This window comes from Brenneria populi (assembly GCF_036016195.1).
In the GTDB taxonomy this organism is placed as follows: domain Bacteria; phylum Pseudomonadota; class Gammaproteobacteria; order Enterobacterales; family Enterobacteriaceae; genus Brenneria; species Brenneria populi.
Map to the genome: position 1 here is coordinate 64,257 of NZ_JAYWTM010000011.1, position 12,840 is coordinate 77,096.

Annotated in this window: 15 protein-coding genes; 11 read left to right on the top strand and 4 right to left on the bottom strand. The window is 60.0% G+C overall.

Translation table 11 applies throughout. The features are described from left to right. Nucleotides 1-131 precede the first annotated feature (131 nt). The 5 genes from VSX58_RS13040 (at nt 132) to VSX58_RS13060 (ending at nt 4,773) form a co-directional block, all read left to right on the top strand. On the top strand, nt 132-1,499 hold the full coding sequence (locus VSX58_RS13040) for a cystathionine beta-synthase (RefSeq protein ID WP_327618469.1): 1,368 nt from the start codon (nt 132-134) through the stop codon (nt 1,497-1,499). 43 nt (nt 1,500-1,542) lie between these two features. Further along, nucleotides 1,543-2,700: a trans-sulfuration enzyme family protein gene (locus VSX58_RS13045; RefSeq protein WP_327618470.1), complete on the top strand. Its 1,158-nt coding sequence runs from the start codon at nt 1,543-1,545 to the stop codon at nt 2,698-2,700. A gap of 117 nt (nt 2,701-2,817) precedes the next feature. Continuing rightward, the gene (locus VSX58_RS13050) at nt 2,818-3,555 is read left to right on the top strand and encodes a MerR family transcriptional regulator (protein WP_327618471.1); all 738 of its coding nucleotides are present in this window, start codon (nt 2,818-2,820) and stop codon (nt 3,553-3,555) included. Between the two features lie 118 nt (nt 3,556-3,673). After that, nucleotides 3,674-4,195 carry a 1,2-dihydroxy-3-keto-5-methylthiopentene dioxygenase gene (locus tag VSX58_RS13055; RefSeq protein WP_327618472.1) on the top strand — a complete coding sequence of 174 codons (522 nt, stop codon included), beginning with the start codon at nt 3,674-3,676 and terminating at the stop codon, nt 4,193-4,195. A 113-nt stretch (nt 4,196-4,308) separates the two neighbouring features. Continuing rightward, complete coding sequence (locus VSX58_RS13060; RefSeq protein WP_327618473.1) at nt 4,309-4,773, top strand: YehS family protein; 465 nt, start codon at nt 4,309-4,311, stop codon at nt 4,771-4,773. Between the two features lie 24 nt (nt 4,774-4,797). On the opposite strand, the gene VSX58_RS13065 is transcribed toward VSX58_RS13060, so the two are convergent. After that, nucleotides 4,798-5,709, bottom strand: coding sequence for a LysR family transcriptional regulator (locus VSX58_RS13065; RefSeq protein ID WP_327618474.1), 912 nt, complete (start codon nt 5,707-5,709; stop codon nt 4,798-4,800). Between the two features lie 81 nt (nt 5,710-5,790). Here VSX58_RS13065 and VSX58_RS13070 point away from each other — a divergent pair, with 81 nt between their 5' ends. The 6 genes from VSX58_RS13070 to VSX58_RS13095 all read left to right on the top strand — a co-directional run bounded on the left by VSX58_RS13070 (nt 5,791) and on the right by VSX58_RS13095 (nt 10,260). After that, a complete protein-coding gene (locus tag VSX58_RS13070; RefSeq protein WP_327618475.1) occupies nt 5,791-6,717 on the top strand; it encodes a carbon-nitrogen hydrolase family protein in 927 nt (308 codons plus the stop codon). Between the two features lie 197 nt (nt 6,718-6,914). Continuing rightward, nucleotides 6,915-7,550 carry a glutaredoxin 2 gene (grxB, locus tag VSX58_RS13075; RefSeq protein WP_327618476.1) on the top strand — a complete coding sequence of 212 codons (636 nt, stop codon included), beginning with the start codon at nt 6,915-6,917 and terminating at the stop codon, nt 7,548-7,550. Between the two features lie 45 nt (nt 7,551-7,595). Next, nucleotides 7,596-7,958, top strand: a complete 363-nt coding sequence (locus VSX58_RS13080) for a YidH family protein (RefSeq protein ID WP_327618477.1) — start codon at nt 7,596-7,598, stop codon at nt 7,956-7,958. Between the two features lie 7 nt (nt 7,959-7,965). Continuing rightward, complete coding sequence (locus VSX58_RS13085; RefSeq protein ID WP_327618478.1) at nt 7,966-8,283, top strand: DUF202 domain-containing protein; 318 nt, start codon at nt 7,966-7,968, stop codon at nt 8,281-8,283. Nucleotides 8,284-8,495: 212 nt separating this feature from the next. Next, a complete protein-coding gene (locus VSX58_RS13090; RefSeq protein WP_327618479.1) occupies nt 8,496-9,101 on the top strand; it encodes a TetR/AcrR family transcriptional regulator in 606 nt (201 codons plus the stop codon). Further along, complete coding sequence (locus tag VSX58_RS13095) at nt 9,094-10,260, top strand: multidrug effflux MFS transporter (protein ID WP_327618480.1); 1,167 nt, start codon at nt 9,094-9,096, stop codon at nt 10,258-10,260. The genes VSX58_RS13090 and VSX58_RS13095 overlap by 8 nt, the downstream gene beginning before the upstream one ends. Nucleotides 10,261-10,370: 110 nt before the next feature. On the opposite strand, the gene fdhE is transcribed toward VSX58_RS13095, so the two are convergent. The 3 genes from fdhE to fdxH are packed head-to-tail and all read right to left on the bottom strand — an operon-like array spanning nt 10,371 to nt 12,836. After that, nucleotides 10,371-11,297, bottom strand: a complete 927-nt coding sequence (gene fdhE, locus VSX58_RS13100) for a formate dehydrogenase accessory protein FdhE (protein WP_327618481.1) — start codon at nt 11,295-11,297, stop codon at nt 10,371-10,373. Next, nucleotides 11,297-11,932 carry a formate dehydrogenase cytochrome b556 subunit gene (gene fdoI / locus VSX58_RS13105; RefSeq protein ID WP_327612898.1) on the bottom strand — a complete coding sequence of 212 codons (636 nt, stop codon included), beginning with the start codon at nt 11,930-11,932 and terminating at the stop codon, nt 11,297-11,299. Before fdoI ends, fdhE begins: the two co-directional genes overlap by 1 nt. Further along, a complete protein-coding gene (fdxH, locus tag VSX58_RS13110) occupies nt 11,919-12,836 on the bottom strand; it encodes a formate dehydrogenase subunit beta (RefSeq protein ID WP_327618482.1) in 918 nt (305 codons plus the stop codon). Before fdxH ends, fdoI begins: the two co-directional genes overlap by 14 nt. Nucleotides 12,837-12,840: the final 4 nt, after the last annotated feature.

A 12,840-nucleotide genomic window follows, 5' to 3' on the forward strand; every position in this document is an offset into this window, starting at 1 on the left:
CCGCACATCTATACGTCTAAACAGGATTTTATATTACACATATGCATATCCATTGGTGATTTATTTCGTTCATCCTGATTTATCGCAGATCTAATATGGTGCCTCGCGTTTTATTTCAGGACGGAAAACACATGCCTATCTCTACCTCAGTGCTCGATTTTATCGGCCGCACGCCGCTACTCGAACTGACGCGCTTCGACACCGGCCCATGCCGGCTGTTCATCAAACTGGAAAACCAGAACCCCGGCGGCTCGATTAAAGATCGGGTCGCCCTGTCGATGATTGAACATGCGGAGCGGCAAGGCCAGCTGAAGCCGGGCGGCACCATTATTGAGGCCACGGCCGGCAATACGGGGCTGGGACTGGCGCTGGTGGCCGCGCTCAAAGGCTACCGCCTGGTGCTGGTGGTGCCGGATAAAATGAGCCGGGAAAAGATTTTCCATCTGCGGGCGCTGGGAGCGGAGGTGCTGCTGACGCGCTCCGATGTCGCCAAGGGGCATCCCGCTTATTATCAGGACTACGCCCGCCGGCTGTCGGCGGAGATACCCGGCGCCTACTACATCGATCAGTTCAATAACCCGGCCAATCCGGACGCGCACTACCGCGCCACCGGCCCGGAACTGTGGCGACAGCTGGAACAACATATCGACGCGGTGGTGGTGGGCGTGGGCTCGGGCGGTACGCTGGGCGGCCTGAGCCGCTACTTCGCGCAGGTATCGCCGGAAACCGAATTCGTGCTGGCCGACCCGGAAGGTTCTATCCTCGCCGATTATCTCCAGCACGGCGCCCAGGGGGAAGCGGGAAGCTGGCGCGTGGAAGGCATCGGGGAGGATTTTGTCCCGGAGCTGGCCGATTTCAGCCAGGTAACCCGGGCCTATGCCATCAGCGATGCCGAATCCTTAACCACCGCGCGGGAACTGCTGCGCAGGGAGGGCGTACTGGCGGGGTCGTCCAGCGGCACCCTGCTGGCCGCCGCGCTGCGCTACTGCCGCGCCCAGACGGAGCCGAAACGCGTGGTCACGCTGATCTGCGACAGCGGCAATAAATACCTTTCCAAAATGTTCAACGACTACTGGATGATCGAGCAGGGTCTGATTCAGCGCCCGCCGCACGGCGATCTGCGCGATCTGATCACCTACCGGCACGACGAGGGGGCCACGGTATCGGTCTCCCCCGAGGATACGCTGGCGATCGTCCACGCCCGCATGCGTCTGTACGACATTTCCCAACTGCCGGTGCTGGAGAACGATCGCGTTGTCGGCATTATCGATGAATGGGACCTGCTCAACAGCCTGAAAAAAGACGCGCAGCACTTCTCGCTCACCGCCCGCGACGCCATGTCCGGCAAGGTAAATACCCTGGATAAATCCGCGTCGCATGATGAATTGCTCGCGACTTTCGATCGGGGACACGTCGCCATCGTTCTGGACGGCGAGCGTTTTCTTGGCCTGATAACCCGTACCGACGTTCTGAACCACTGGCGACAGGCGCTGCGCTAAACGCGCGTTTCGCTCGCCCGCTCTCTGACACAAGGAATACGCTATGAGCCATTTTGCCACCCAAACCGTCCACGCCGGCTATACGCCCGACAGCACCGGCGCGGTAATGCCGGCGATTTACGCCACCTCAACCTTTGCGCAGCCCGCGCCGGGAGAACATACCGGCTACGAATATTCGCGCAGCGGCAACCCGACCCGCAGCGCGCTGGAAGCCGCCATTGCGCAGCTGGAGGGGGGAAGCCGTGGATTCGCCTTCGCTTCCGGGCTGGCCGCCAGCGCCACGATCCTCGAACTGCTCGATCGCGACAGCCATATCGTGGCGGTGGACGATCTGTACGGCGGCACCTGGCGCTTATTGGAAAATGTGCGTAAGCGCAGCGCCGGGCTACAGGTCACCTACGTCGATCCGGCCGATCTGCAGGCGCTGGAACAGGCCATTACCCCGCAGACGCGCATGATTTGGGTGGAAACCCCCACCAATCCGCTGCTGAAACTGGCGGATCTGGCGGCGATAGCCGTCATCGCCAAAAAACACCGGCTGATCGGCGTGGCGGACAACACCTTCGCCTCGCCGGCGCTGCAGCGGCCGCTGGAGCTGGGGTTCGATATCGTGGTGCACTCCGCCACCAAATACCTGAACGGCCATTCGGACGTGATTGCCGGGCTCGTGGCGACGGGCGACGACGAACTGGCCGCGCGGCTCGCCTATTTACAAAACGCGGTGGGCGGCATCCTCGATCCCTTCAGCAGTTTTCTCACCCTAAGGGGCATACGCACGCTGTCGCTGCGCATTGCGCAACACAGCGAAAACGCCCTGCTCCTCGCCCGCTGGCTGGAACAGCAACCGCAGGTGGCGCGGGTCTATTATCCGGGGCTGCCCAGCCACCCGCAGCACGACCTGGCGCGGCGGCAGATGTCCGCCGCGGGCGGCATGATCTCGGTGCGTTTGCAGGGCGACGAAGGCTACGCCCGCGCGGTGATTCAGAAAACCCGTCTTTTCACGCTGGCGGAAAGTCTGGGCGGCGTAGAAAGCCTGATCAGCCAGCCCTTTGCCATGACCCACGCCTCCGTGCCGCTGGAAAAACGGCTGCAAAAAGGGATCACGCCGCAGCTGCTGCGCCTCTCCGTCGGCATCGAAAACCCGCAGGACCTGATCGACGATCTGCGCCAGGCGCTCAATACCCAGGAGAATAATCTCTGATCGGCGGCGCGCCCGTATCGGGCGCGTCAAAGGTGAACAGGATAAATCATTTGTACAGCTTTCATCCCTGCGCTACTTTTTGATTATCAATAGATAACAATCGTCTCGTGAAGCATTATGGCAATCTATACCATCAGCGAATTCGTTGAACAGTGCGGCATCTCCCCGGCCACGCTGCGCGCCTGGCAGCGCCGCTACGGCCTGCTGCAGCCGCAGCGTACGCCGGGGGGCCACCGGCTATATAACGATGAAGATCTGAAGCAGGTGCAGCGGATCCTGGTCTGGCTGAAAAAAGGCGTCTCGATCGGTCAGGTCAAACCGCTGCTGGCCGACGGCGCGCACGGCTATGCGCCGGAAGATAACTGGCGCCGGTTGCAGGATAAAATGCTGGCGCATTTGCAACAGGGCCAGGTGTCCGCGCTGCGACATCTTCTTTATGAAACGGGGCGCGAATATCCGCGCGCCGCGCTGGTGGATAACGTATTACGCCCGCTGCGCGCGCGGCTGAGCGGCAATCATGCCGCGCTACGGACGCTGCGCGAAATTCTCGACGGACAGATTATGGGATACAGCGCGTTTTGCCTGGCAGGCAACCGCCGCCGTCGCGGACAGGACGCTTTTCTGGCCGGCTGGCATCTGCGCGACGGCACGGAAGTGTGGCTGGAAGCGCTGAAGCGCTCCACCGCCGCGTTCCGCTTTGACGTGCTGGGCGCCCCGCTGGACGACGTCGTCCCGGAAACGCAGGCCGACAAGCTCTGGGTGCTGGTCACCGCCGGCCCGCTGACGCAGGCGCGCCGGCATCAGCTCGATCTATGGCAGGCCGGCGGGCTGCAGGTCGTGGTGGTCGAGATCTAAGCGCCGCGCCATTTCTCCTCGGACAATGCGGGAATAAGATATAAATAAAGCGTCTTGTTTTTTACCCTTATAAAGATGATGGTTAACGGATTCTTGATAAAGGCCGGAGGTAAAAACCATGACCACTCTCTCTATTTTCCAGCGTCCGCAGACGGCCCGCCCCATTCAACAGCTGACCGGCTTCGACGAGATCGCCTCGCTGCTTGCCGGCGCCGGCATTCAGCTGGAGCGCTGGCCGATCGGCGGCATCGGCCATGACGCCGGTGGAGAAGCGCTGCTGGCGCATTTTCAGGCGGAAATCGAACGGCTCAAACGGCAGGAAGGCTACACCTCGGCGGATGTGATCAGCCTGACGCCGGACCACCCGCAACGCCGGGAACTGCGAGAGAAATTCCTGCAGGAACACACCCATAGCGAAGATGAAGTGCGCTTTTTCATCCACGGCGCCGGCACCTTTTTCGTGCCGATTAACGACCGCGTTTTCCGCCTAACCTGCGAAGCCGGCGATCTGCTGCGCGTTCCCGCCAATACGCCGCACTGGTTCGACAGCGGCGAATCCCCCGATTTCGTCGCGATACGTATCTTCACCAACCCCGCCGGCTGGGTCGGGCATTTTACCGGCAGAGAGACGTTCCACTGATCGGAGCGCAGCGGAAATGCCCGCGGCTGCTGCGTTTATCGTCGGATCGCTTTATACTAGCCGGCGATAACAACTCGGCCATTACGGCCACCAGCGGCGGGAACCATCCGGTAATGATAAATAACGATGTATTGCGCAGCGTGCGCTACATGCTAAATCTGAACAACGAACAATTGATTGAAATTCTGACGCTGATGGACACTGGCGTCACGCCGCGGCAGATGGCCGCTTTCGTCAAAAAAGAGGAAGAAGAGGGCTTCCAGCTCTGTCCGGATATCTTGATGGGCGCGTTTCTCGATGGCCTGATTATCCGCCAGCGCGGCAAAGACGACAGCCGCCCGGCCGCAAAAATCGAACGCCGCATCACCAACAACATTATCCTGAAAAAGCTGCGCGTGGCGTTCGCGCTGAAGACCACGGATATTCAGGAGATTCTTCAGTCGCAGAATTTCCGCCTTTCGCAACCGGAGCTGACCGCAATGCTGCGCGCGCCGGAACATAAAAACTACCGCGCGTGCGGCGATCAGGTACTGCGTTATTTCCTGAAGGGCTTGACGGCTCGCCTGCGCAAAAGCTGATTGCCGCCGGCGCGGGTTATCCGGCTAGCGTCGCCGGAAACATTCCGCTATCGCCCCCTTAATCTTGATTTCAATTTTGTCGAATGAACCGGTGGTGCGCCAGCCCACCTCAATGGGATAACGGCTCAAATCGACCGGACAGGGCAGCATGCGTAATCCGCCGCTCCCGACGATGGCCCGCGCGGCATGCGCCGGAATGGTGGCGATCGCCGGCGATCCTTTCAGCAGATAGGGCAGCGCCGCGAAGTGGGTGGTGGCGGCCGTAATATTGCGCTTCAGACCGGCCGCCGCCAGCGCCTCATCCACAATGCCGATAAATCCGCCGGATGAGATCAGAATATGGTCGCTCGCCACAAAGCGCGCCAGATCCATCGGCTCATCCTCATGATGGAATTCGGGATCGACCAGGCAGGCGTACTCCCCTTCCCCCACCCACTCATGACTCAGAGCGCGGCTGGAAAAGCCGCCGGAGGCAATCGCAATATCGATTTGGCGCTCCATCAGCGCGTTTGACACAATCTGGCTATGGGTCTGCCGAAAGATCAGCCGGAGTTTCGGCGCCCGTTGCGCCATTATGGCGATAAGACGCGAGCCGATGGCGATTTCGAAATCGTCGGAAAGCCCGATAATCACCGAGCGCCCCTCATAGCTGCCGGTATCGGGGGAGACCATCGTCAGGCTTTGCCGACAGCGGTTCAGCGCTTCGGTAACCACCGGTTTTAGCTGGCTGGCGAGCGGCGTAGGCGCCAGCCCATGCCCGGTCCGCTGAAACAGCCGCTCGCCATAAAGCGCGCGCAGACGGGCGAGCGCGGCGCTGACCGCCGACTGGGTGAGATGCAGACGAATGGCCGCCCGGCTGGCGCTCTCCTCTTCATAAAGCGCTTCAAACACTTTTAGCAGGTTCAGGTCGACCTTGGCGATATCCATATTATTCATATCGATTAGCAATCGCTCGCTCTTCATTGGTAACGCGGCATTTTATATTATTATTTCCCCGTCCCTGCAGAGGTTTTTAACATGACCCAATCCATCGTCGCCGCGCTTCAGATCGGCGCCTTGCCCAGCGGCAAGGCCGATACGCTGAAACGCATTCTCTCCTATGAAAAAACCATCGCCGCCAGCGGCGCCAGGCTGGTGGTATTGCCGGAAGCGATACTCGGCGGTTATCCCAAAGGGGAGATATTCGGCACCCATCTCGGCTACCGCCTGCCGGAAGGCCGGGAAGCGTTCGCGCGCTATTTTGACAACGCCATCGAGGTTCCCGGCGCGGAAACCGAAGCGCTGGCCGCGTTATCCGCCCGTACCGGCGCGTCGCTGGTGGTGGGGGTTATCGAACGGGCCGGCAGTTCATTGTACTGTTCGTCGCTGTTTTTTGAGCCGACGCAAGGACTGGCGGCGAAACACCGTAAATTAATGCCGACCGGCACCGAGCGCCTAATCTGGGGCCAGGGTGACGGCTCCACCCTGCCGGTGGTCGAGACGGAGGCCGGACGCATCGGCTCGGCGATCTGCTGGGAAAACCACATGCCGCTGCTGCGCACCGCGATGTACGCCAAAGGGGTGGAGATCTGGTGCGCGCCGACGGTTGACGAACGCGATATGTGGCTGTGCTCCATGCGCCATATCGCGCACGAAGGACGCTGTTTCGTGGTCAGCGCCTGTCAGGTGCAGCCTTCGCCGAAAGCGCTGGGAATCGACGTGCCGGGCTGGGATGAAAACCGTCCGTTGATTCAGGGCGGCAGCGTGATCGTCGGCCCGCTGGGCGATATTCTGGCCGGTCCGTTCAAAAACGATTCCGGGCTAATCAGCGCGGAAATCGATACGGCGGAGCTTAAACGCGCCCGTTACGATTTCGATGTGGTCGGCCACTATGCCCGCCCCGATGTGTTTGAGTTAACGGTGGACGAACGCGCCAAGCCCGGCGTGAAGTTCGTGCGTGACTAAACGGTAAAACCCGATTCCCCGGCCGCGCCGCGGATAAGCCGCCGCCGCGCGGTAAAAATATGTCACAATTGGGCGACAGGTAACCGGCGTCGCCTTTATTCATTTCAGGTATGATTCCGCCAGACCGTCGATAGCCGCCGCTAACGGCTATGCGAAAATAGGCTACTCCGTCATTTCCTACCGCTAAGGTGCTAAAAATGAAACTTTTCATCTATGAACACTGCCCGTTCTGCGTCAGAGCCAGAATGATTTTCGCTCTGAAGGCGATTCCCTTCGAGCTGTCCGTGATTATGGAAGGCGACGTTGAAACCCCTACCCGCATGGTGGGACGTAAGGTGGTTCCCATTTTGCAAAAAGACGACGGCGCCTTTATGCCGGAAAGCATGGATATCGTTCATTACGTCGATGGCCTGCGCGCGCCGTTAATCGCCGACCGGCCGGCTGAGCCCGCCATCGAGGCCTGGTGCCGGGCGGCATCCGGAGCGATTTTCAAACTGGCCGTTCCGCGCTTCACCAAAGCGGATTTTAAAGAGCTGTCTACGCCCGAAGCGCGCGAAGCCTACCGCGCGCGGGAAGAGAAAGCATTCGGCGACCTGGAGGCGCTGCTGGCCGACACGCCGGCGCTGGCCGCCGACGTTCAGCACAAGCTGGAAGAGCTCGAACCGCTATTGGCGAATAAACAGGGGATCTCCACCGGCGACTTTATTCTGTTCCCCGTGCTGCGTTCGCTGACTATTGTAAAAAGCATCACTTTCGGACCGCATGTCGCCGACTACCTCAAGCGCGTCAGCGAGGCCGGCAAGGTTGAGCTTCTGACCGCTCAGGCCATGTAAACGCGACGACAGGCGCCAAACACCACTACCGCCGGTGAACAGACGATGTCAAAACAAGAGAAAACGCCATGGTGGCGGCAGGGGAAAACGCCCGATTACCGATTTTCGCTGGCTAACGAGCGTACGTTTCTCGCCTGGATCAGAACCGCGCTGGCCTTTCTGGCCGGCGCGGTCGCCATCGACCAGTTCACAGTGCACCTCGCCTCGCCGATGGTGCGTCAGGGGCTGGCGCTGCTGCTGATCGCCGGCGCGGCCCTACTCGGCGTGCAGGCCTATCGCCGCTGGGCCGGCAACGAGAAAGCCATGCGGCGGGAGAGCGATATGCCCTACACCCCGATGCTGCTGACCGTTACGCTGTTTATCACCGTCATTGCGGCGGCGCTGGCGGCGATCATAATCCTTGACTAGGCTGCCGATGACAACGACGCGCGATCCCGGTTTGCAGCCCCAGCGGACGGGGATGGCCTGGTCGCGCACCCTGTTTGTGCTGCTGATCGACAGCCTGCTGTTCTTTCGCGCCGGGATGGCGGACGACAGCCCCATCGTTTTCGGCTGCGGTATTTTACTGCTGTGCGTTGCCTGCATGATGGCTATCCTTGCCGTGATGCGTTATCACTTTAACGACGCCCGACATCAGGCGTTATCCTGGTTCAGCCACGGCCTTATCGCCCTTACCTCCATCGCCATCGTCATTTCCGCACTGGCGCTGCTGCAGCATATGCTGCGCGCCTGACCCGCTTCAAAGCCAAAGACATAGCGCGCGGCGACGCGCCGTCCGCCGGATAATCCGCGATCGCGTAAAAAATAAAGCGTTTACCTGACATAAAGGCATGCCTTACAATTGAGAATGAACGTTCATTCTTAATTATCACAAAGCGGAGCGACGCGTCGCGCGCAGGTGGCAAAAATTTTTGCGCGGATGAACGTTTTAATCTGGAGGAAAAAATGCAAAAAACTATCGCTAAATCCGAGCGAATAAACGCCCGCCGCGATCAGATCATCGCGGCGGCGCGCTGCTGTTTTCGCCGTTCGGGATTCCATGGCGCGGGGATGGCGAGCATCGCCGCGCAGGCGCGCCTTAGCGTAGGGCAAATATACCGCTACTTCGCCAACAAAGACGCCATCATCGAGGAGATCGTCAGCCAGATCGTTAATAAGAAGCTGAAAATCATCAGGCTAGGCGAGGATCACCCGGCGCAAATGGCGAAAGCGCTGGCGGAACGCGCCCTGAACGGCGATGAACAAACCCGCGAAGACGATAACGCGCTGATGCTGGAAGTCACCGCCGAAGCGACGCGTAATCCCCGCGTCGCGTCAATACTGCAAGAGGCCGATGACCAGCTGTTCCGGCAGGCGACCGAAATGCTGCAACGGCGCTATCCCCAACTGAGCGCGCCGCAAATCGCCGCCCGCGTCGAGGTCATGGCCGTATTGTCCGAAGGCACGGCGTTTCGCGCCGTAACCCGCCAAAAAGCCGAGCCGGATATGCTGAATCAGCTTTATCGGCATATCTTCCACCACACTTTCCCTGAAAATACAGACAATGACTAAAATAACGCCATCATCCCGTTTAGGTTATGCATTGGTGCTCGGGCTGCTGGCCACGCTTGGCCCCCTGTGTACCGATCTCTATCTTCCCGCGCTGCCCGAACTGGCGGCGGAATTGTCGACCACCGCCGCCGCCGCGCAGTTGAGCCTGACCGCCGGGCTGCTGGGGCTGGGCTTCGGCCAGCTGATTTTCGGACCGCTGAGCGACAAGCTGGGACGCCGCCGTCCCCTGCTGATTTCACTGTTTATTTTACTGCTCGCCTCGGTCTGGTGCGCCCTGGCGCAGGATATTAATCATCTGATCGCCGCGCGGCTTATTCAGGGGCTGGCCGGCGCCGGCGGCGCCGTTCTGTCGCGCGCCGTCGCGCGCGATCTCTACTCCGGCCATGAGTTAACCCGCTTTTTCGCCCTGCTGATGCTGATCAACGGGCTAGCGCCGATTATCGCTCCGATAATGGGGGGCGTTATGCTGGGCGTCATGGACTGGCGGGGGATTTTTATCGCGCTGGCGGCGATCTCTATTTTGCTGCTGCTGCTCACATTCCGGCATCTGCACGAAACCCTTCCGCCGCGGCGCCGGGTGAGCGGCGGCATAGGATCTCTGGTCTTATCGGTCGGCAGCCTGCTGACGCAGCGCCAATTCATGGGGCTTTGTCTCGCCCAGGGCTTCGCGGGCGCGGGCATGTTCGCCTACATCGGCGCATCGCCGTTCGTGCTGCAGGAGATTTACCGGCTTAGCCCGCAAATGTTCAGCCTATGCTTCGCCGTCAACGGCGTGGGATTGATCTTTTCCGCGCAGATCTCCTCGCGCCTAAGCGGTCATTTCGGGGAGATGCGGGTGCTGAAGGCCGGACTGCTCATCGCCGGCGTGTCGTCGCTATCGTTGCTGCTGGCGGCCATGCTGCACGCCTCGCTGGTATGGCTGCTGATTCCGCTGTTCTTTACCATCATCATTATCGGCATCGTCGGCCCCAGCGCTTCGGCGTTGGCCATGCAAAGCCAGGGCGACAAGGCAGGCAGCGCCTCGGCGCTGCTCGGCGTCAGCATGTTTACGCTGACCGGCCTGTTCGGGACTTCCGCCGTCTCCATGGCGTTGGTTATCGTCATCTGCTATGCGCTGGCCATCGCCACGTTCGCGCTGCTGGCGCGCCGGGCGCGGTAACGGGTTTGCGCCGCCAGCGGCTATTTACGATGTTAGCAGCAGGTCCCCGCCTATTGACGCGGGGATGACGCGCTATCGGCGCGGATAACGCAGGCGGCGCCGGTTCGCGATCAGATTGAACTTTGCGGAAACAGAAACGGGTTAATGCTGCTGCGGGAAAACCCCTCTTCTTCCATTTTTACGTCCAGCACCAGCGACGCCAGATCGTCGGCGACCGCTTCCACCCGGTGATCTTTTTCCTGATAGAGGATTTTCAGATAGGTGCCGCAGTGGCCGCAGCTCTCCGCTTTGATCGCGGCGTTTTCGCTGTCCAGCGACCAGTAGTTGAGATCGCCCGACTCCTCGCAGTTGCTGCATTTCACCCGCACCATATGCCACTCGCTTTCGCACAGATTGCAGTGCAGATAGCGCAACCCGCTGCCGGCGCCGAGCTGGACCACGCCGGACACCGGCATACTGCCGCATACCGGACAGAACTGGCGATGCTCGCCCGGTTCGGCGCGCGCCTTGCCGGGTATCCGGCTGGCCATTTGCGCCCAGAACAGCGACAGCGCGGCCCAGATAAACGGCGCCTTATCGTTGATTTCAGCGCTGAACTCATGGTTGAACAGCGCGCTCGCCATGGTTTCCAGCTCCTGCGCCGACGACTTCTCCAGATTTTCCAGCGTCGCCAATACCTGCCCGTCCGCATCCGGCTTCAGTTCCTCGATCAGCGCGCGCAGCAGAATGAGCCAATGCGTATCGCGGGGGAACGCCGCAATATCCAGCGGCGGACGATCGCCCGCCTGCTTTAGCGCCTCGGAGAGATCCATTTGCAACGGGTGATCGTGCAGCACCTTGCGCTGCGCTTCCACCACGGCGGCGGCGAACGTCAGATAATCCGCCAGCGGATGGTCCTGCGCCAGCTGGCGCAGACGCTCGGCGCGGCTGCCGTAAAGGCTTTTCAAATTAGCAAAAAGCAACGGCGGGATATGCCCCACCGATGCCGATTTTTCATTATTTTCTAACTGTTCCTGAGGAACAATACGGATACTCATCAGGGTTGTTTTTCCTGTTGTTTACGTTGTAGCTCGCGGTACCAGCGCGGGTGGTGTTTCTTCGCCCAGGCGGTAGACACCCAGCCTTCCACCATGGCGGTAATCGTCCCTTTCACCCATAACGCCGCATAGACATGCACCATGATAACCAGGATAAGCCCAATCGCCGACAGCGAATGAACCAGCAGGGCCAGGCGTATAACGGGAATGGGGAACGCGTCGGCGAAATAGGGCCGCCACATCACCACGCCGCTCGCCAATAGTAGGACCAGGCTGATAATGGCTAACCAGAATACGCACTTCTGGCCGAAATTATACCTGCCCGTGTCGCCGACTTCCTCATTTCTGGCGATCTTATGAATGTTTTTCGCCCATTCGATGTCGTCGCGATTAATCAAATTGTGTTTCCAGTAGCGGAAAAACATCAGCAGAAAAGCCGCGAACATCACGACGCCGACAAACGGGTGCAGAATGCGCGCCAGCTGCGCCGTTCCCAGAATATTCATCAGCCAGTTGAGCGAGGGAAAGAAAAATCCCAGGCCGCTGACGGCGGCGAATACGAAACAGAAAGCCACAATCCAGTGATTAATACGCTCCGGCGCGCTATAGCGCTGAATCCGCTTACTCTTTTTCATGCTGCTTATCCTCATGATGCGCCTCATCCTCCGCGTCCTCTTCGTCGTCTTCTACGCGATTCGGACCCACGCCGACGTAGTGGAATACGCTGGCGGCGAAGGTGGCGGCAAAACCGATGGCCGCCAGCGGTTTCCAGATGCCTTTCCAGAAAGTCACCGTCGGGCTGATGGAAGGGTTATCCGGCAGGCCGTGATAAAGCTGGGGTTTATCGGCATGATGCAGGACATACATTACGTGCGTTCCGCCGACGCCGGCCGGGTCGTACAGCCCGGCGTTGTCATAGCCGCGGCTGTTGAGATCGGCGACGCGTTCCGCCGCCAGATCTTTCATCGCCTCTTTGCTGCCGAAATGAATGGCGCCGGTCGGGCAGGTCTTAACGCAGGCCGGCTCCTGGCCGACCGCGACGCGATCCACGCACAGCGTGCATTTATAAACGCGGTTATCCTCTTTGTTCATGCGCGGCACGTCAAACGGGCAGCCGGCGATGCAGTAGCCGCAGCCGATACAGTGTTCGGACTGAAAATCGACGATGCCGTTGGCATACTGAATGATGGCGCCCGCCGACGGACAGGCTTTCAGACAGCCCGGATCGGCGCAGTGCATACAGCCGTCCTTGCGGATCAGCCACTCCAGTTTGCCCTTTTCTTCCACTTCCGAAAAACGCATCACCGTCCAGGATTTGGCGGTTAAGTCGGTCGGATTATCGTACACGCCGACGTTATGCCCCACCTCGTCGCGGATGTCGTTCCATTCCGAGCAGGCGACCTGACAGGCTTTACAGCCGATACAGGTGGTAACGTCGATCAATTTGGCGACCTCCTGCTGGTGGTCGCGGGCCTGCGGCGGCGGCGTCAGCGAGTTCGTGGCGGAACGACGGATAATATCTTGTGATTGCATGACCATAATC

What these genes read in the sequence shown, in the direction of transcription:
- VSX58_RS13090 (WP_327618479.1), top strand. Translation starts at nt 8,496, where the DNA reads ATGCAAAAAACTATCGCTAAATCCGAGCGAATAAACGCCCGCCGCGAT.
- fdxH (WP_327618482.1), bottom strand. Translation starts at nt 12,836, where the DNA reads ATGGTCATGCAATCACAAGATATTATCCGTCGTTCCGCCACGAACTCG.
- VSX58_RS13070 (WP_327618475.1), top strand. Translation starts at nt 5,791, where the DNA reads ATGACCCAATCCATCGTCGCCGCGCTTCAGATCGGCGCCTTGCCCAGC.
- VSX58_RS13065 (WP_327618474.1), bottom strand. Translation starts at nt 5,709, where the DNA reads ATGAATAATATGGATATCGCCAAGGTCGACCTGAACCTGCTAAAAGTG.
- VSX58_RS13080 (WP_327618477.1), top strand. Translation starts at nt 7,596, where the DNA reads ATGTCAAAACAAGAGAAAACGCCATGGTGGCGGCAGGGGAAAACGCCC.
- VSX58_RS13095 (WP_327618480.1), top strand. Translation starts at nt 9,094, where the DNA reads ATGACTAAAATAACGCCATCATCCCGTTTAGGTTATGCATTGGTGCTC.
- VSX58_RS13060 (WP_327618473.1), top strand. Translation starts at nt 4,309, where the DNA reads ATGATAAATAACGATGTATTGCGCAGCGTGCGCTACATGCTAAATCTG.
- VSX58_RS13055 (WP_327618472.1), top strand. Translation starts at nt 3,674, where the DNA reads ATGACCACTCTCTCTATTTTCCAGCGTCCGCAGACGGCCCGCCCCATT.
- fdoI (WP_327612898.1), bottom strand. Translation starts at nt 11,932, where the DNA reads ATGAAAAAGAGTAAGCGGATTCAGCGCTATAGCGCGCCGGAGCGTATT.
- VSX58_RS13085 (WP_327618478.1), top strand. Translation starts at nt 7,966, where the DNA reads ATGACAACGACGCGCGATCCCGGTTTGCAGCCCCAGCGGACGGGGATG.
- VSX58_RS13045 (WP_327618470.1), top strand. Translation starts at nt 1,543, where the DNA reads ATGAGCCATTTTGCCACCCAAACCGTCCACGCCGGCTATACGCCCGAC.
- grxB (WP_327618476.1), top strand. Translation starts at nt 6,915, where the DNA reads ATGAAACTTTTCATCTATGAACACTGCCCGTTCTGCGTCAGAGCCAGA.
- VSX58_RS13050 (WP_327618471.1), top strand. Translation starts at nt 2,818, where the DNA reads ATGGCAATCTATACCATCAGCGAATTCGTTGAACAGTGCGGCATCTCC.
- fdhE (WP_327618481.1), bottom strand. Translation starts at nt 11,297, where the DNA reads ATGAGTATCCGTATTGTTCCTCAGGAACAGTTAGAAAATAATGAAAAA.
- VSX58_RS13040 (WP_327618469.1), top strand. Translation starts at nt 132, where the DNA reads ATGCCTATCTCTACCTCAGTGCTCGATTTTATCGGCCGCACGCCGCTA.